Raw genomic sequence first — 18,028 nt, 5'->3', positions numbered from 1 at the left:
CTTGAATCGTATGTAGTTTTCCTTAACAGAATTCCCTATGGTTATCGGTAATTATCCGATCGTGGCGTGCTCCCGAGTTGTCTGTCTCGTTGCTGTCGTGCGGTCAGCGTAATAGCGAGGGCAACGACGGTCTATCTGTGTAAGTACCGATGCAAAGAATTCATGTTGTTCTAACACAGTGCTCCGGCGGAATTCACCGCGCGTGGGTCACGGGCGCCAGGCCATCGGTCACGCGAACCGTGGCGCTGCTCGATAGCCGGACCCACACCACGGTGCGGCGCACCACCGGACGCGGGAATAATGAACGCCAACCCCACGATTGGACCCGATCATGACCAGTGCTGACTTGTTGATCGATGCTTTCGGCCGCGTTCAGGAGAACGTCCACGGAGCCGTGTCCGACCTGACCCCCGACGAACTGGCGGTCCAGCTCGATCCTGGCGCCAACTCCATCGCCTGGCTGATCTGGCATCTGACCCGCGTGCAGGACGATCACATCGCCGACGTCGCCGACACCGAACAGGTGTGGACCGCGGCAGGCTGGGCCGAACGCTTCGCCCTGCCCTTCGACGACACCGCGACCGGCTACGGCGACAACCCGGACGAGATCGCCCAACTCGGCAAAGTTTCGGCGGATCTACTCCTCGGCTACTACGACGCCGTGCACGACCAGACGATCGAATACGTCTCCGCCCTCACCGACGCCGACCTCCCCCGCGTCGTCGACACCCGCTGGAATCCCCCCGTCACCCTCGCCGTCCGGCTGATCAGCGTCGTCGACGACGACATCCAGCACTCCGGCCAGGCCGCATTCATTCGCGGAGTCCTGCTGCGCCGCAGGTAAATCCCCTCTCCGGTCGGCTCAGGCAGGTGGCCAGTTCTTCAGGACCGCGTCGAGGGCGTCGAGGGTTCTGGACCAGGAGTCCTCGACTTTGCGCGGATGGCTGTCGTAGCGGCCGGTGGTTTCCAGGGTGACGTATCCGTAAAACGTGCCGTGCAGGAGGCGGATCGCGTCGGTCTGGTCGGGCTCGGACAGGTCGTAGCCGCGCAGGATCGCGCGGGTCATTTCCGAGTGCCGCAGCGCCGCGCTGGCGACGAGCGTCGCCGGGTCGAGGTCGAGTTGGGCGGCGGCGTAGCGGCCCGGGTGCTCCTTGGCGTAGTCGCGGTAGGCGTTGGCGAAGGCGACCAGCGCGTCCTTGCCCGCGCGGCCGGCCAGCGCGTCCGCGACTCTGTCGGCGAGTTCGGCCAGCGCCAGGACTGCCACCTTTACGCGCAGGTCGCGCGCGTTTTCCAGCCGTGAGTAGAGGCTCGCGTCCTTGACGCCGATCCGGCGGGCCAGCGCCGAGACGGTCACGTTGTCGAAGCCGACCTCGTCGGCCAGTTCCGCCGCCGCCTGGATCAGGCTCTCGTCGGTCATCCTTGCGCGGGCCATGCCACCCTCCTCATTGCCTACATCTCTAACTCGTTTGCCTAACGTCTCTAGGTAGTTTAGCGTACCTACTTGTCAAAGAAGCTAGTAGGTACGACCGAGGGGAGACCTCCACCATGAACGCATCGGTTTCCCAGACCGCGCGCCCGACCGAGTTCGGCCGAATCTTTCCGCCGGACGAGAGCTGGCTGGCCGGACAGCCACGGGAGCAGATCCTGCTGCCCGAGCTGCCCATCATCGATCCGCACCATCACCTCTGGTACCACCCCGGATTCCGTTATCTCCTAGAGGAATTCGCGGCGGACACGGGCAGCGGGCACCACGTGATCGCGACCGTGTACGCCGAGGCGATGTCGGCCTACCGCACCGAGGGGCCGACGGAATTGCGGCCGGTCGGCGAGACGGAGTTCGTCGCCGATCTGGCCGCGGCCAGCGATGCGGCCGGTGGCCCGACCAGGGTGGCCGCCGGGATCATCGGACGGGCCGACTTCGCCCTCGGCGCCGAGAGCGTCGACAACGTCATCGAGCATCACCTCGCCGCCGGTCAGGGCCGCTTTCGCGGCCTGCGGTTCGGGGCGAGCTGGGATGCGAGCTCGGAACTCGAGCTCAGCCATCCCGACAGTCGTCCGCACATGCTCGCCGAGCCGGCCATTCGGGACTGCGTGCGCGTTGTCGCCGACCGTGACCTGACCCTCGATCTGTGGCTCCTGTCCCCACAGCTGGCCGACGCCGCCGAACTGGCCGACGCGTTTCCAGAGCTGCGGCTGGTGCTCAACCACTGCGGTGCGCCGCTCGGCTTCGGACCGTACGCCACCGACCGTGCCGAGCACTTCGCGACCTGGGCGCGTGGCATCCGCGAAGTGGCGGAGCGGCCGAACGTCGTCTGCAAGCTCGGTGGCATCCTCGCCACCGCCGCCGCCTTCGACTATCGGACCGCACCGGCCCCGCCGACCTCGGAACAGCTTGCCGCCCTGTGGCTTCCATGGTTCGAGACCTGCATCGACGCCTTCGGGCCGCAGCGGTGCATGTTCGAGAGCAACTTCCCGGTGGACAAAATGGGAACTCGATACGCGACGCTGTGGAACACCTTCAAGCGGCTCGCCACCGGCGCCTCGGCAACCGAACTGGCCTCGATGTTTTCGGAGACTGCCCGCCGAACATATCGGCTGTAACTTTTGTGAACGCTAAGGAACACCTCATGACCAACTGGATCACCACCCCCATCGGACCCCCCATCCTGCGTGGCGCGCTCGACCTCGAACGCACCGCGAACGGCATACTCCCGCACCGCCTTCCGGCATGGGCGCGCAAGCAGTTCCCGGACGACTACCTGGCGATGGTCGAGGCCCAGCCCGCCGGCGTGCGCGTGGTCTTCCGGACCAGCGCGACCGCCATCGAGCTGGATGTGCTGCCTACGCGGACCTTCTACCAGGGCGCACCGCCGCCTGCGGAGGGCGTGTACGAACTGCTCGTCGACGGTCGGCACGCGGGTCGGGCCAGCGTGCCCGGCGGCACCAGGCTCGTCTTCGACATGGCCACCCAGTCCACGGTCACCGAGCAGGGATCGGCAGGCACCGTCCGATTCACCGACCTGCCTGCCGAGCCGAAGGACGTCGAAATCTGGCTGCCGCACACCGAAATCACCGAGTTGGTTGCCCTGCGCACCGACGCGCCGGTGGAGGTGACACCCGACCGCGGCCGCAAAACCTGGCTGCACCATGGCAGTTCGATCAGCCACGGCGCCAACGCCGACGTCCCGACGGCGACCTGGCCCGCGCTGGCCGCCGCGCGCGGTGGTGTCGAGCTGATCAACCTGAGCCTGCGTGGCAATTCGCTGCTCGATCCGTTCGTCGCACGCGTCATTCGCGACACACCGGCGGACCTGATCAGCCTCGAGCTCGGCATCAATATCGTCAACGGCGACATCATGCGGCTGCGGGCCTTCGGGCCGGCGGTGCACGGCTTCCTCGACACCATCAGGGAAGGACACCCCAGCACACCGCTACTCGTCGTCTCGCCCATTCTCTGCCCGATCCACGAGGACACCCCCGGCCCCGGCGCCCTCGAATTCGACGGCACGAGAGTGAGTTTCCGCGCCACCGGCGACCCAGCCGATCGCGCGGCCGGAAAACTGACCCTCAACGTCATCCGCGACGAGCTCACCCACATCATCAAACAGCGCGCGGCCGACGACGCCAACCTGCACTACCTCGACGGCCGCTCCCTCTACGGCGAAAAGGATTTCATCGATCTGCCCTTGCCCGACCAACTCCACCCTGACCCCGCCACCCACCGCCGCATCGGAGAACGCTTCGCCGACTTGGCCTTCGGCGAAGCGGGCGTGTTCGGCGCCTGAGCGCGCGGCCGGTTCCGCGTGGACAATGCTGTCCGGTCAACAGCATTGTCCACCAACCCGAGCGCTCAAATATGTTGTGCCACTTACGCACATTAAGTTGCGCTGATCTTCGTTGCGCGGCGGTGACAAACACAACAGGATGTCAACCGTGGTGTGTTGTCGTGGTCACTTCGCGGACAGATAGTGGGTCTGGACTACATCGCAGAAAGGGGTCCAGTTTATGCGCCTTAAGCCCGTTGTCTGGATGACCGTTGCCGCGATTTTCGCCGGAGCCATGGCCGCGCCCGCCGCGTCGGGCACACCGGCCGACGCGCGATCGCAGTTCCCGGTCTCCTACCTGTTCAGCGATGCGGTGGACGCCGAGGCGGACAACCCCGGCGCGGCGCCGGCCGGCGCCAACGACTGGACGTGCACACCCACCGAGGCACACCCGAATCCGATCGTGCTGGTGCATGGTGGTCCGGAGACCGTGCGACTGGACTGGGGTGCGCTCGCACCGTTGCTGGCCAACAACGGCTACTGCGTCTACGCCCTGACCTACGGTTCGCTCCCCGGCATGCCCGCGCCGCTCGGCGCACTCGGCGGGCTGCTGCCGATCGAGCAGAGCGCGCAGCAGCTGCGCGACTTCATCATCAAGGTGCGGGCCGCCACCGGAGCCCACAGCGTCGACATCGTCGCGCATTCGGAAGGCAGCCTGGTCACCGACTACTACGCCAAGTTCCTCGGTGGCGCGAACAAGATCGACCGTTTCATCTCGATCGGGCCCGGCTGGAACGGCACCAACTCGCTCGGGTTCGCGGCCCTTTTCGCCGCACTCGCCGCCAGATTGAAGCTGACGCCCGCGCTGGGGGCCGTGGTCGACCCGGTCTGCGCCGCCTGCTTGCAGATTCAGACCGGCTCGGACTTCCTGCGCAAGCTGAACGCCAGTGGCCCGACGGTTCCCGGCGTCACCTATACCAACATCGTCACCAGCCATGACGAATTCGTGGTGCCGTACTCCAGCGGGATCGTGCAGAGTCCGAGCATCACCAATCACATCGTCCAGGACTATTGCCCGGGCGATCTGACCGACCACCTGCTGCTGCCCTACGACAAGGTGGTGGCCCAGCTCGTGCTCAACGCGCTGGATGCGAACAATACCGCGCAACCCACCTGCACGAGCACCCCGCCGAACAGCTGACGTCCGAACTACCCACCACGACAACACAACTCATCGCCCGCCGCGCCGAACCCCCGGCGCGGCGGGCTTTGTGATCGATGCGTGCGTGACGTCCTGCCCGGCACGATTGACTGCGGACACGACGAATCCGCTGACCACCGCACCGCGGTCAGCGGACAGAAAGGCACCGCCGGACTCCCCGTTGAGTCCGGCGGCGCCGCTGATGAGGCGTGCTACCAGCCACCCTTACCGGCGAGCTGCCCGAGCAGGTTGTCGAATTCTTGTCCCCACGCGCCCCACGGCGAATCGCCGCCGTTGCTCGAAGGCTTGTCGAAGTTATTGCTCCACGGATCCCATGAGGTGTCGCCCGCACCTGGCTTGGCATCGCCGCCCCACGGATTCCAACCACCCCAGGGATCCCCGGAGTCGCCGCCATTATCGGAGCCATCGCCCCACGGATCCCACGGCGAATTGTCGCCATTGTCCGGAGTGCCGTCGCCCCACGGATCGCCGCCATTGTCCGGATTACCATCGGAACCATCCCACGGGTTCCATGGATCCCACGGCGAATCACCGCCACCGGGCTTACCGTCGCCGCCATCCGAAGGATCACTGCCGCCGGGCTTACCGGGATCACCGCCGCCGGGCTTACCGGGCTGGCCGTCGCCGGGATTACCGTCACCCGGTTTACCGGGCTCCGCGGGCTTCTCGTCACCCGTCCTATTGGAGGTGCCGAAGTCCTGCGTCCAGTAGGCCGTACCGTTGCCGGCCTTGGCATAGCCGACGCCGATGTCCTTGAGCCCGCAGTTCAGGATGTTCGCGCGGTGGCCCGAGCTGTTCATCCACGAGTTGACCACTTCGGACGCACTGCGCTGACCGGCCGCGATGTTCTCCGCCCAGGTCTGCGCGTGATAGCCCGCCGCGCTGATCCGATCGCCGGGATCACCCTTCGACGAGTTGTGATCCATGAAGCCGCCGGCGGCCATATCCGCCGAATGGCCTTGCGCGGCTTGGGTAAGGTGGCTTTCCGCTTTCAGCGGTGCGCAGCCCGCCTTGGCGCGTTCATTATTGGTAAGGCTGACCACCTCGTCGGCGGCAGACTGGGATTGTGGCGCCGCGATGGCCGCTGGGGCCCCGGCGACGGTACAGAGGGCAAAAGCCGAGATGCCGACTGCGGTGGAAAAGGACAGCATTGTAGCGGGAGAGAAACGCACTATTTCCTTCGAGAGTTGTCGAACTTATAGAAACAAAAACAGGTCAGCCGGCAGTGCTCGGGCCGAGCGCGAGCGGGGCCCAGTCGGCGTCGTCGTCGGGGAGGTCGGCGGTGACATCGTCAGCAGCGGCACCGAAGTTGGCGCCGTCGTCCTCAGCGGCATCGAAGTCGCTGTCTTCACCCACCGCACCGAAATTGGCACCGTCGTCGTCCGCGGCAGCGAAGTCGGCGGTGTCGTCCTCAGCGGCATCGAAGTCGCTGTCATCGCCCACCGCACCGAAATTGGCACCGTCGTCGTCCGCGGCTCCGGCGCTGCTGTCATCGTCGGTGGCCTCGTCGTCCGCGGCGTCGAAACCACCGTCGACGGCGTCACCGGGGTCGGCGTCGTCCTCGGCGACGCTGGCGGCAGGCGCGGCGGGCGCGGGTGTCGCGTGCCGGGCCTTCGGACTCTGCGGATTGCCATTGGCGATCATCTCGATCAAGCCTTTCGCCAATACCGGGCCGACCTGCTTGACCAGGTCCTCCAGTACCGTACGCAGCGGGGCGGGCAACGCCGCGCTGCCGGTGGCGAGCGAGTCCACGATGGCGGCCAGCGGTGCCCCGGTGCCGGGCTTGGCCGCCCCGCCGGGCTGAGCGCCCATGCCCGGCTTGGCATTTCCGCCGGGCCGGACGGCCGGACGATCAGCGCGATGCGCGGGCCGCTTGGCCGCGACGGGATGCGGACGACTCTGCTGTTGATAGGTGGCGGGCACAGCCGCGAGCACCGTTTTCTTCGACGGCGCGACCCACCCGCCGTCACCGGACGTCGCGGCGGAGTTGGTGTCGTCCGCGATGGCTTGCCCCGCAGCGCCGTTGGCCGAGACCGCCAGGCCGATCAGCGTCGCCGTCGAGAGCATCGCCAATCGGGCCGGGACGACGTTATTTCGCGGCGCGCTGTGCTTGCCCATGAGTGCCTTCCTTCGAAATGACCGTTCGCTGGCGAAGCCGACAGCCCACCGCTGGGTACGACCTGGTTCGAACTTGCCGGCCGGGAGCCGTTCGACCGCCGCTCTGCGGTCAAGTACGCGGCAATTCGGGCTGTCGGCTTCCATCTGGAAGCGTAGAACTCGGGGGTGTGACGAACAAGCAGAACGGACATTCTTACATCGAATCAAGATGCGATTAACTGTCGTGTAGTCAGCTGATCACAGCCAGATCACATGCACTGCCCCCAGCAGATCACCACAGCATCACAGCACAGACACGAACGTCCCTGTTCGACCGCAGTAGCGAATCTGCGTGAATGCCGAGATCATGGGTCACGAAAGGCGTCGAGCAGTGATTGTTAGAGGAGCTAAAGTCATGTCAGATTTCCCTTGAATCAGCACCTAGGCAAGGCCATTTGTGGTCAAAATGTATACGTGACAAGCATCCTGCGACCACGAAGGAAGGTCATGCGCCCTCACTTGGCGAGTGACCGTTCTCCAATGGTGATCCCCAGGTCGGAGCTTCGGTGAGTTATGCAGTTGAAGCAACAAGGTGATCTGGGCAACAGGAAGGTTTAGCCTGGCGTAACGTTTGACGTAACGATCAACGCAGTAGATACTGCTTGCACACAAGTCGGCGTAACACCTCGAAGGCAGTCCTTCAGACTCTCGCCACAATTCGCGGATGAACGCACAGTTAACGAAAGAATGTGATGTGTTTGCCGGTCCACGTCGACCGGCAGGTGCCAGGACTCGGTGACGGAATGCTCACTTAATTTTCAGTGATGGACCGAACGTGCTGCAGATGAGCCCGACGGCTCGATACAAAGGTTGCCGATGTCTGATTATCCCCTGCTAACTTCCAATACAATCACGCTGCGACAGTTCGATTACTTTGTGAACGCGGTCCAACTCGGCTCGCTCTCGGCCGCCGCTAGGCGGTTCGGAATAACGCCGTCCGCGATGTCACAACAGATCGACGCATTGGAGACCTCACTCGGCCGAAAGGTCTTCGATCCGCGGTCGCGCCGGTCGAGGCTGACCAAGTTCGGCCGCGAGTTCTTCACCCAGGCCTCCGATGTCGTCGAGTCCGCTCGGCAGGCGATGGCCATGGGGCAGACATTCGGCGACGGGGTGATGACCGTCGGCACCACGCCGACCATCGCGCAGAAGCTGTTGCCGCCGCTCATCTACCGGATGCGGCACGAACGAAATATCGACAGCATCGAGGTCAGGTCGTTCACCGACATCCGCGAGCTCAACGCGACACTGGAAGAGGGCGCGCTCGACGTCGCCGTCGGACCGCTGGAGCAGTCCAGCTCGCGGGTCGTGCACTGCTTCGGCGAGGAAGAACTCGTCGTCGTCTGCCACCCGAGCCAGCGCAGCAGCTTCGACGGCTCGTGGAAACAACTGGTCGAGGCGCCGTGGATCCGCTGCGGCTCGAATTCCGATCTCACCGACACCGTTTCGCGCGAGGCGGGCCGCGCGGGCGTGCATGTCCGCTTCGCCGTCCGCGCCCCCGACGTGACCACCGCGCTCAGCCTGGTGGAACACGGCGTCGGCATCGCGCTGGTGCCGAAGATGGCACTGCACGGATCGGCCAGGCTGCTGTCCATCATTCGACTGTCCCGCCCGATTCGCCGGGAATTGACGGTGCACGCGCGGGACAAATCGCTACACGTAGAGAAATTCCTCGAGGTCATCAGCGACTCGGAACTCGTCCGAAAGTTCGGCGCCGCCGGACTACTGGAGATCCGGCGCCCGGAACCTGAAGTGGCGCACCGCACACCGGTGCCAGTTGGCCCATTGCCCAACTGATCCCCGCCGTGCCAGGCGAATGCACGAAGGCCCCGGTAAGCGTCAGGCTTACCGGGTCGCTACACAGTCGCCTTGGCCGATTGCGACACCTCCCCTACGTGCGACCCGCGGTTCCGGCATCGACGTGACAATCGTTGTGCGCGAACAAGTCAGGCCCCGCCGAAGCGGGGCCCGAGCAGTGGCGACCGAGATTACTTGGCCGGCGCGGGTGCCGGGTTGAACGGCTGGTTGATCGTGGTGAAGTATTGAATTACCGCGCCGATCGCGACGGGGGCGGTAATCAGGATCTGGCCCGCGACGGTGCCGAGCGCGCCGACGGCGATGATGCCGCCGAGGCAGCCGACGGCGGCGGCGGGGATGAACGGGCCGAACAGTCCAATGATGGTGGCCGACGCCGCGACGACGCCGACGATGCCGCCGAGGACACAACCGACGGCCGCGCCGCCGATGCCGCCGACCAGGGTCGCGATGCTGGCGCCGAGGCTGATGGTGCCGGTCATCCGCGACCAGGCGGCCTGCTCACGGTCGTACTCGGACTTCCACGGCGCCTTGTCCTCGAAGGGCAGGGCGACCGGGGTGTAGACGGCCTTGCTCATGTCGAGCTGCGGGGTGAGGGTCGCGGTGCGGCCCGCGATGTCCGCGGCGATGGGGAACTCGAAGTCGTCGAGCCGGAACTTCAGCGGGGTGCCCGCGACGACATTGCCGTTGGCCGCCTTGATCTTCAGCGCGCCATCCTCGGCGACGATAGAGCCCGAGTCGATGGAAATGATGGACTGTGCGTCGGTGGACTCGGCGGTGAAATTGATCGGCGCGTCCGTATCAGCGGCCGGAGCCGCGTTGACGGTGCCGGCCGAGACACCCAGCGCCGCGATCAGCAGCGTGGTCGTCACGGCGAATTTCCTCATCAGCATTCTCAAGTCCTTCATAGGTGTGGTCGAGATGGGGAGAGCTTAGGATAGGCACGCCTAATCCTGTCAACAGGTACGTTTTCGGGGTAGCGGCCAGCGCCGGGCGCGCTTCAGCACCCCGGAGGCCAAGGTAGGCACCGGGTTACCCGAATCGCCGCCGTCGACGGCTAGCGAAACCGACGTCGGCCGGTCATTCCCGTCCCGCAGGCACGAGGACGTCGAGCCATGCGCTCAGCACCGGCTCGGACGCCAAGGTCGCGAAGTCTGCCTGATCCGCGCCACCGGAACGCCACTTCTCCACCAGCGACATCAGTCGCACAGAATCCAGGCCCGCGTCCGTGAGATCGGCGTCTTCAGGCACCTCGTGCGGTGCCACCCCCAACGCGGCCGCGATATCGGCGATCACGTCCTGACGGCCGATGGTAACCAGCTCGGTCATGTTCATCCTCCGTGTACCTCAGCAAACCCGAGTCAGGCCGCATTCGATTGCCGCAGCGCGAATTCCAGCGCGTCGGTCGTCGTCACCGCGCCACACCGGCGGGCTATGTAGTTCATGGCCATCACGTGCTCATCGCGGCCGAAGTCGGCGGTCGCGTCCAGCACGACGAACGGCTTGATGTCGTTCATGAAGGCGTCCGCGGCACTGAGCATGCAGCCCATGTGCGCGTACACGCCGGTGACGATGAGCTGGTCGCGGTTGTAGTGGTTCAGCAACTCGCGCAGGTCAGTCCGCTGAAACGCCGAGTAGCGCCACTTGGTGACCTGGATGTCGGTCGGTCGCGGCCGCAGGTCGCTGACCACCTCGGTGGACGGGCCGTTGGTCAGTCCACTGCCCCAGAAATCCGCGAGAATGCCACGGCGCGAGGGATGCTGGTCGCCGGGCTGCATGGTGTAGATCACCGGAACGCCGGCCGCGTTGCACTGCTCGCGCAGGCGCCGGATGTTCGCGATGGCGGTCGAGATCGGTTCCAACTCCGGCTGATACGCGTCGATGAAGTACCGCTGCATGTCGTGGATCAGTAGCGCGGCGCGCGACGGATCGACCGACCACGGCACCTGATTCGCCTCGACGTCCTCGCGCGCCGGTATCGAATACGGCGCTATCGGAGGGATGGCCAACAGTCTTCTCCTGTTCAGTGATTCGGACGGTGTCAGGCGTCGAAGGTGGCGCCGCCGTCGACGCGCAGGTCGTGCATGGTGATGTGGCGGGCGCGGGGGGAGGTCAGGAAGTAGATGCTTTCGGCGACGTCCTCGGGCTGAGCCACCCGGCGCAGCGGGATGCCGAGGCGGAAGTTCGCGGGGTCACCCGCCAGCACGTGGTCGCGGGCAGACTCGGACAATTCGGCCGCGTCCTCGGTCCACATGCCGCGCAACATCGCCGTGTCGGTGGATCCCGGGGACACCATGTTCACCCGGACGCCGAGGGCCGCGACCTCCAGGCCGAGCGCCATGGCGAACGCGCGCGCCGCGGCCTTCGAGGCCCCGTAGGCGGCCATACCAACTCGCGGGGTGCCCGCGGCGTTCGAGGTGACGACCACGATCGAGCCGCCGCCGTTCGCGGCGAGCACGGCGGCCGCCCGCCGGGTGACGTGCATCGTCCCGGTGGCGTTCACCGCCATACACCGATCCCATTGCGCGCCAGTCAATTCCGCCACCGATCCGGTTTCCAGGATGCCCGCCGCATGCACGACGGACTCGATGGGACCGACCCGTTCGACGGCCGCGGCGAACGCCTTGTCCACGGAATCGGCGTCGGTCACGTCGACCTGTTGGGCATGGGTGATGCTCTCGCCCCGGGTCGAGCCGAGCTCGATGGCGGCGTCGTGCACGGAAGGATCCTGATCCCACAGCACGACCGGCGCCGCCGACCTGGCCGCGAAGATCTGGGCCGCGGCCCGGCCGATACCGCTGGCCGCTCCGGTGACGATCACACCGCCGTCGGCTTTACTCTCCCTGGACATATGCTTAGCCTAACCTTAATTCTCGATAAAAGTAAACATGAACGTTTCGGCAAGAAGGAGCTCGACAATGCCGTCTCAATCCGACCTAATCCCTTGGCCCGCAACGGAAGCCGAGCAATATCGCGAGTTGGGGTACTGGACCGGCGACACCTTCGGCAGCATGCTCAGCGCCCGCGCCGCGGCGACGCCGGACGCGATTGCCGTGGTAGACGATCGAAATCGCTGGACCTACGCGCAACTGGAGACGCGCGCCACATCGCTCGCGTCCGGGTTCCTGGAACTCGGCGTGCGGCCGGGCGATCGAGTGCTTGTCCAGTTGCCCAATATCGCCGAGTTCGTCGAGGTGATCTTCGGCCTCTTCTACGCGGGCGCGCTGCCGGTCTTCTGCCTGCCCGCGCACCGCCAGTCCGAGCTGGTGCCGATCGCGCAGGCCAGCGGCGCGGTGGCGATGGTCACCTGCCATCACCACCAACGCTTCAACCACGCCACGCTCGCCGCGATCCTGCGCGCCAACGCGCCCGCGCTGCGGCACCTGATCATCGTCCCGGACCAGCAGGGCGCCGCGCTCCCCGGCGGCACCCGCGCCCTCGACGAGATGCGCGCCGCGCCAGGGGATCTGCCGGAGGTCGACGCCTCCGACGTCGCGTTCCTGCAGCTGTCCGGCGGCAGCACCGGCACCCCGAAACTCATCCCGCGCACGCACGACGACTACCTCTACAGCGTGCGCCGCAGCGCCGAGCTCTGCGAGCTCGACAGCGCCAGCGTCTACCTCGCGGCGTTGCCGGTGGCACACAACTTCCCGATGAGCTCGCCGGGCATTCTCGGCGCGCTGGTCGCGGGCGGCACGGTGGCCATGGCCATCGACCCCTCCCCCACCACCGCGTTCAGCGCGATCGAGCGGTTCGGCGTCACCATCACCGGACTGGTGCCGCCGCTGGCCCGGCTGTGGGTCGAACGCGCGGAAGCCAGTACCAAGTACGACATTTCGAGCCTGCGCGTGCTGCTCGTCGGCGGCGCCCGCTGCCCGGACGAGCTGGCCCGCCGCATCCGCCCCGCCCTCGGCGCGACCCTGCAGCAGGTGTTCGGCATGGCCGAGGGCCTGGTCTGCTACACCCGGCTCGACGATCCGGAAGAGGTGGTGCTCGCCACCCAGGGTCGCCCGATGTCCCCGCACGATCAGGTCGCGGTGGTCGACGAGGCGGGCAACTACGTCCCGCCTGGCACCGACGGCTTGCTGATCACCAAGGGGCCGTACACAATTCGCGGGTACTACCGCAATCCCGAGGCCAATGCGTCGTCGTTCACCGAGGACGGCTGGTACCGCACCGGCGATGTGGTCAACCTGCGCCCGGACGGCAACTTGGTGGTCAAGGGCAGGCTCGGCGACCGCGTCAACCGGGGTGGCGAGAAGATCTCGGCCGAGGAGATCGAGGAGCATCTGCTGGACCATCCGTTGATCCGGGACGCGATCGTCGTGTCGGTGCCCGACGATCGGCTCGGCGAACGCAGTTGCGTGTTCGTGCTCGCGGCCGACCCCACCACGCCGCCCGCGCTCGGTCAGATCCGCCAGTTCGTCAGGGAACGCGGCGTCGCCACCTGGAAGATCCCCGACCTGCTCCAGGTGGTCGAGAGCTTCCCGGAGACCGGCGTCGGCAAGATCAGCCGCCGCTCGCTACGCGCCGCCCTCACCGCGCAAGCGTCGGCGACCTGACTCGATCGGATTCGCAAGCACGACAACGGTCGCCGCGTAGGTCCTCGATATCCTGGCGTTGCTGTGCCGGCGCCTGCCGCCGATACCGCATTCACGTCGAGCCACTTCAGGCATGGCCTGATCGGAATACGTTCGTGCTGAGGTATTTCAGGCCGGAGTCGACCAGAACCGTGACGAGGGTGGCGTCCGGTCCCAGTCGCTGCCCGAGTCCGATCGCGGCGATGACGTTGGCGCCGGAGGAGGTGCCGGTGAACAGTCCTTCTTCTCTGGCCAGTCGTCGAGCCATGGCCTCGGCGTCGGCGGTGGACACTGGGGCGATCTCGTCGGCGAGGCCGGGGTCCCACATCGGTGGTGGGTAGCCGATACCGATGCCTTCAATGAGATGGGCGCCGGGGCGACCACCGGACAGCACCGCAGATTCGGCCGGTTCGACCGCGACCACTCGAAGTCGCGGGTTGTGCTGTTTGAGAGCTGTGGTCGTGCCGCGCAGAGACGCGGCCGTGCCGACCGCTTGGACGAAGCCGTCGACGCAGCCACCGGTTTGCGCCCAGATCTCCTCGCCCATCGAGTAGTAGCCAGCGACGCTGTCGATGTTTGTGAGCTGGTCGGTCCAGTACGTATCAGGGTGGCGGGCGAATTCCGCGGCGGTGTCGATCATGTCGGCGATCAGCTTTTTCGTGATCCGCCCTTCCGCGCTCGGAACGAGGGTGAGTTCGGCGCCCAGCGCGGCCATCTGGATCAGCTTGTCCTCGCTGAACGCCTGCGAGCTGACGATCCGCAGGCGGTAGCCCTTCGCCGCGCAGACCAGGGCGAGAGCGGCGCCGGTGCTGCCGCCGGTGTATTCGACCACGGTGTCGCCGGGCCGCAGCCGACCGTCGGCCTCGGCAGCGGCCAGCATGGCCTGTGCCATGCGGTCTTTCATACTGCCGGTCGGGTTGTGGCCCTCGACCTTGACCAAAATAGTCGCGCAGTCGGCGGGTACCACCCTGTGCAGCCGCACCAGCGGTGTGTTACCGATCGCCGTCAATACGTTGTCACCGATATTCATGACTTTTCACCTGTTCGACGCGTGGGTTGATGCTTGCCGATCATCGGCACATCCCGCCGACACCGGAAGTTCAATATTTGAACCACGCTGTGGTCTGCGGTGCGTACGCTGCCGTTATGGCTGGTTATGGACAGTTCTGTGCCGTGGCACGGGCACTGGATGTAGTGGGCGAGCGCTGGACACTGTTGATCGTTCGGGAACTGCTGCTCGGTGCGGCGAGCTTCGGCGACCTGTGCCGAGGGCTGCCGCGGATTCCCCGAGCGACCCTGTCGGCGCGGCTGCGCACGCTGCGCGCGGCAGGCATCGTCGACGACTATCACCTCACCGAAGCCGGTGCCGCGCTTGCCCCGGTGGTCCGGGAACTGGCGCGATGGGCTATCGCGACCGACAGCGCTGCGCTGCGCGAGGACCATCTCGACACCGCCGCCCTCACCTGGGACATGCGCAGGCGAATCGAAGCCGACGCCCTACCCGACCGCAAGGTCGTGCTCGCGATCGAATTCACCGATCGCCCCGCCCCCGACAGCAGATTTTGGTTACACCTGTCCCGCACCGGCATCGACCTATGCCGAGACGACACCGGCGCACCCGTCGACGTCTGGCTCACCACATCGACCCGAGCGGCGACCGAGTGGTGGATCGGCAACCTGTCCTGGGAGCAATTGCTGCAACAGCCGGGGGTCCGAGTACACGGCGACCACGCACTGCAACACCAGATGCATCGCTGGTTCAAACGCTACGTATTCACCCCCGACACCTTCGCGACCGCCACCTGACAGCCGCTGCCTCCGCCCTTCGGCGATTCTGTTCGACCGACGCGTCCGGCTACCTGGACACGCCGCGACCGTGACGTCACTCTTCGCCGATACGAGCAGCCATGGCCTGACCGGCCGTGCAGGCGTTCGATCGAACAAGCCATGGCCCACAGTTGATCTCGCGAACGCCCGCTACTACCAACGAGCGGTCACCGACCACCTTGGTCAGATGATCAGGGGGATTGGTGCTGGTATCGGCCGAGTAGCCAGTTGCACCATTTCCTCCTGATCGCCACCGCCACCGCCACCACCCACCTGCGGCACGCCATCGACAGCTACCGCAGCCTCGACGCCGCCGAAACCGACGCCGCGACAACCTATCTCGCCACGCTCGAAGCCCTATCGCGCCGAGTGTGAGAGATCATCGCGTCTTCTTCGTCGTTGCGGCATACCTCACGCGACGCTGCCGACAATCGGACCGGTGGCCATCGCAGTTACTACCGAACGAGTTCACACGCTAGGGTAGGCAAACCTAAATACTAGCTCGTTCGATGAAAATATGTTCCTGCCCGGCGGAACTTTCGCCGAAGCCCTGTTACCGCTCAGAAGTCGTGGAGAAATTACCAGATGGAAGGTACGCGCGCGCGGACTAGGCGCTGGCCGGGGTGGCTGCTGACGGCTGTCGTGCTGGTGGCGGTCTGTTTGACCAGCCTCATGATCGGCACCAAGGCGATTCCAGTCGGGCAGGTATGGGATGCGCTGTCGGGTGCCGACGGGTCGGCGGACGCGCTGGTCATCACCGAGTATCGGGTGCCGCGCACGCTGCTCGGACTGCTCGCCGGACTGGCGCTGGGCGTAGCAGGCTGCCTCATGCAGGGGCTGACGCGCAATCCACTGGCCGATCCGGGGCTGCTCGGCGTCAATGCCGGAGCGGCCTTCGTCATCGCGATGGCGGTCGCTTTCCTGGGGGTCACCGAGATCACGTCGTATGTGTGGTTCGGCTTCATCGGTGCCGCGGTCGCCTCGGTGGTGGTGTATCGACTCGGCACCGCGGGCAGGCAGGGGACGGATCCGATCCGGCTGACGCTGGCCGGGGTCGCTATCACGGCCGTGCTCTCCGGACTCACCAGAGGGTTGATACTGCTGAACCCCAAGGCCTTCGACCAGATGCGGAACTGGGACGCCGGATCGTTGACCGGGCGCGGCCACGACGTCATCGCCGGCGCCGCGCCGTTTATTCTCGTGGGTCTGGTGGCGGCGGTGATCGCGGCGCGCTCGCTCAACGCCGTCGCCCTCGGTGACGACCTCGCGCACGCGCTCGGCGTGCACGTCACCCGGACCCGGCTGCTCACCGTCACCGCACTTACCCTGTTGTGCGGTACCGCGACTGCCGCGGTGGGGCCGATCACCTTCGTCGGCTTGGCGGTGCCGCATATCGCGCGCTGGATCGTCGGACCCGACCAGCGCTGGATCGTGGCCTACTCCATGCTGCTCGCGCCGATTCTGGTGCTGGGCGCGGATATACTGGGCCGCATAATCATTCGCCCCGATGAGGTGGCGGCGGGGCTGGTGACCGCCTTCCTCGGGGCACCCATCCTCATCTGGTTGGCGCGGCGCACCCGGGTGGGTGCGCAATGACCGCGATCGATTTCGGCCATTCGGTGCTGGTGGTCCGGACCCGCCGCTTGGCCGCCCGGGTGAGTGTTCGCACCGTGGTGGTGTGCGCGATCCTCGTCATCGCGGCGCTGGCTGTGGCCGTATTGTCGCTCGGCACCGGCGATTACCCGATTCCACCGGATCGGGTGCTGCGCGCGCTGTTCGTCGGGGACCAGCGTTTCGACCGACTTGTGGTGTGGGACTGGCGATTTCCGCGCGTGGTGCTGGCGCTGGCGCTGGGCGCGGCGCTCGGTGTGAGCGGCGCGATCCTGCAATCGGTGACCCGCAATCCGCTCGGCAGCCCGGACCTGGTCGGCTTCAACACCGGCGCTTACACCGGTGCGCTCGTCGTCATGCTGGTGCTGGGCGGCGGCGGATTCCAGACCTCGGCGGGTGCGTTCCTCGGCGGATTGGCCGCGGCCCTTGCCATTCAGCTGCTGGCCTTCCGGCACAATGTCACCGGCTTCCGGCTCATCATCGTGGGCATCGGCGTCAGCGCGATGCTGGCCTCGGTCAATACCTGGCTCATTCTGCGCGCCGATCTCACCGCCGCCATGTCGGCGGCCGCTTGGGGCGCTGGCTCGCTCAGCGGGGCCACCTCGGCACAGGTCGCGCCCGCGCTCATCCTGCTCGCGGTGCTCGGCGTGGTCGCTATCGCCGCCGCGCCCCGCTTGCGTGTCCTGGAATTGGGTGACGATTTGGCGCAGGCGTTCGGCGTCCGGGTCGGACGTGACCGCCTGCTACTGATCGTGCTGAGCGTCGCGTTCTGCTCCGTCGCCACAGCCATCGCCGGACCCATCGCCTTCCTGGCCTTGGCCGCACCGCAATTGGGCCGCCGCCTGGCTCGCACGGCCTCCACCGCGTTAGCTCCGGCGGCTGCCATGGGTGCGCTGCTGCTGGTGACCTGCGACTGGATCTCGCAACGGATATTCGCGCCCACCGCACTTCCGGTCGGCGTCGTCACCGTCTCGGTTGGCGGGCTGTATCTGGCGTATGTGCTGGTCGCCGAGGCTAGACGGAATTAGGGGAAGCGACGATGAACAAGAAAC

The 18,028-nt window shown here is 66.2% G+C and carries 18 protein-coding genes; 10 read left to right on the top strand and 8 right to left on the bottom strand.

Translation table 11 applies throughout. The features are described 5' to 3' along the window. Positions 1-331 precede the first annotated feature (331 nt). On the top strand, positions 332-844 hold the full coding sequence (locus tag ACIBCN_RS20850; RefSeq protein WP_396993232.1) for a DUF664 domain-containing protein: 513 nt from the start codon (positions 332-334) through the stop codon (positions 842-844). Between the two features lie 18 nt (positions 845-862). Here the strand turns inward: ACIBCN_RS20850 and ACIBCN_RS20845 are convergent, their stop codons facing one another. Then, positions 863-1,432, bottom strand: a complete 570-nt coding sequence (locus tag ACIBCN_RS20845; protein WP_396993231.1) for a TetR/AcrR family transcriptional regulator — start codon at positions 1,430-1,432, stop codon at positions 863-865. Between the two features lie 113 nt (positions 1,433-1,545). Between ACIBCN_RS20845 and ACIBCN_RS20840 the strand changes: the two genes are divergently transcribed. The 3 genes from ACIBCN_RS20840 (at position 1,546) to ACIBCN_RS20830 (ending at position 4,965) form a co-directional block, all read left to right on the top strand. Then, positions 1,546-2,601, top strand: coding sequence for an amidohydrolase family protein (locus ACIBCN_RS20840; RefSeq protein ID WP_396993230.1), 1,056 nt, complete (start codon positions 1,546-1,548; stop codon positions 2,599-2,601). A gap of 26 nt (positions 2,602-2,627) precedes the next feature. Further along, complete coding sequence (locus tag ACIBCN_RS20835; protein ID WP_396993229.1) at positions 2,628-3,785, top strand: GDSL-type esterase/lipase family protein; 1,158 nt, start codon at positions 2,628-2,630, stop codon at positions 3,783-3,785. Between the two features lie 220 nt (positions 3,786-4,005). Continuing rightward, positions 4,006-4,965: a lipase family alpha/beta hydrolase gene (locus ACIBCN_RS20830; protein ID WP_396993228.1), complete on the top strand. Its 960-nt coding sequence runs from the start codon at positions 4,006-4,008 to the stop codon at positions 4,963-4,965. Positions 4,966-5,177: 212 nt separating this feature from the next. On the opposite strand, the gene ACIBCN_RS20825 is transcribed toward ACIBCN_RS20830, so the two are convergent. Continuing rightward, on the bottom strand, positions 5,178-6,137 hold the full coding sequence (locus ACIBCN_RS20825) for a CAP domain-containing protein (protein WP_396993227.1): 960 nt from the start codon (positions 6,135-6,137) through the stop codon (positions 5,178-5,180). Between the two features lie 64 nt (positions 6,138-6,201). After that, entirely contained in the window at positions 6,202-7,104 is a 903-nt protein-coding gene (locus ACIBCN_RS20820; RefSeq protein ID WP_396993226.1) for a hypothetical protein, read from the bottom strand. Positions 7,105-7,959: 855 nt separating this feature from the next. Here ACIBCN_RS20820 and ACIBCN_RS20815 point away from each other — a divergent pair. Beyond that, entirely contained in the window at positions 7,960-8,940 is a 981-nt protein-coding gene (locus ACIBCN_RS20815; protein WP_396993225.1) for a LysR family transcriptional regulator, read from the top strand. 191 nt (positions 8,941-9,131) lie between these two features. Here the strand turns inward: ACIBCN_RS20815 and ACIBCN_RS20810 are convergent, their stop codons facing one another. From ACIBCN_RS20810 to ACIBCN_RS20795, 4 genes are all read right to left on the bottom strand, one after another. After that, positions 9,132-9,851 carry a hypothetical protein gene (locus ACIBCN_RS20810; protein WP_396993224.1) on the bottom strand — a complete coding sequence of 240 codons (720 nt, stop codon included), beginning with the start codon at positions 9,849-9,851 and terminating at the stop codon, positions 9,132-9,134. A gap of 187 nt (positions 9,852-10,038) precedes the next feature. After that, on the bottom strand, positions 10,039-10,287 hold the full coding sequence (locus tag ACIBCN_RS20805; protein ID WP_396993223.1) for a phosphopantetheine-binding protein: 249 nt from the start codon (positions 10,285-10,287) through the stop codon (positions 10,039-10,041). 32 nt (positions 10,288-10,319) lie between these two features. After that, a complete protein-coding gene (locus ACIBCN_RS20800; protein WP_396993222.1) occupies positions 10,320-10,967 on the bottom strand; it encodes an isochorismatase family protein in 648 nt (215 codons plus the stop codon). Between the two features lie 32 nt (positions 10,968-10,999). Then, the gene (locus ACIBCN_RS20795; protein WP_396993221.1) at positions 11,000-11,809 is read right to left on the bottom strand and encodes an SDR family oxidoreductase; all 810 of its coding nucleotides are present in this window, start codon (positions 11,807-11,809) and stop codon (positions 11,000-11,002) included. A 67-nt stretch (positions 11,810-11,876) separates the two neighbouring features. Between ACIBCN_RS20795 and ACIBCN_RS20790 the strand changes: the two genes are divergently transcribed. Continuing rightward, positions 11,877-13,520: a (2,3-dihydroxybenzoyl)adenylate synthase gene (locus ACIBCN_RS20790; protein ID WP_396993220.1), complete on the top strand. Its 1,644-nt coding sequence runs from the start codon at positions 11,877-11,879 to the stop codon at positions 13,518-13,520. A gap of 106 nt (positions 13,521-13,626) precedes the next feature. Here the strand turns inward: ACIBCN_RS20790 and ACIBCN_RS20785 are convergent, their stop codons facing one another. Further along, on the bottom strand, positions 13,627-14,568 hold the full coding sequence (locus ACIBCN_RS20785; RefSeq protein ID WP_396993219.1) for a PLP-dependent cysteine synthase family protein: 942 nt from the start codon (positions 14,566-14,568) through the stop codon (positions 13,627-13,629). A 116-nt stretch (positions 14,569-14,684) separates the two neighbouring features. On the opposite strand from ACIBCN_RS20785, the gene ACIBCN_RS20780 reads away from it, so the two are divergent. The 4 genes from ACIBCN_RS20780 (at position 14,685) to ACIBCN_RS20765 (ending at position 18,004) form a co-directional block, all read left to right on the top strand. Further along, positions 14,685-15,344: a winged helix-turn-helix transcriptional regulator gene (locus ACIBCN_RS20780; protein WP_396993217.1), complete on the top strand. Its 660-nt coding sequence runs from the start codon at positions 14,685-14,687 to the stop codon at positions 15,342-15,344. Positions 15,345-15,593: 249 nt separating this feature from the next. Further along, complete coding sequence (locus ACIBCN_RS20775) at positions 15,594-15,740, top strand: hypothetical protein (protein WP_396993216.1); 147 nt, start codon at positions 15,594-15,596, stop codon at positions 15,738-15,740. Between the two features lie 210 nt (positions 15,741-15,950). Further along, on the top strand, positions 15,951-16,961 hold the full coding sequence (locus ACIBCN_RS20770; RefSeq protein WP_396993215.1) for an iron chelate uptake ABC transporter family permease subunit: 1,011 nt from the start codon (positions 15,951-15,953) through the stop codon (positions 16,959-16,961). Next, positions 16,958-18,004 (top strand): FecCD family ABC transporter permease, encoded by a 1,047-nt coding sequence (locus tag ACIBCN_RS20765; RefSeq protein ID WP_396993214.1) that lies wholly within the window; start codon positions 16,958-16,960, stop codon positions 18,002-18,004. The genes ACIBCN_RS20770 and ACIBCN_RS20765 overlap by 4 nt, the downstream gene beginning before the upstream one ends. Positions 18,005-18,028: the final 24 nt, after the last annotated feature.

Source organism: Nocardia sp. NPDC051052 (genome assembly GCF_044456045.1).
In the GTDB taxonomy this organism is placed as follows: Bacteria; Actinomycetota; Actinomycetes; order Mycobacteriales; family Mycobacteriaceae; genus Nocardia.
This window is presented reverse-complemented; position numbering and strand designations above follow the sequence as displayed.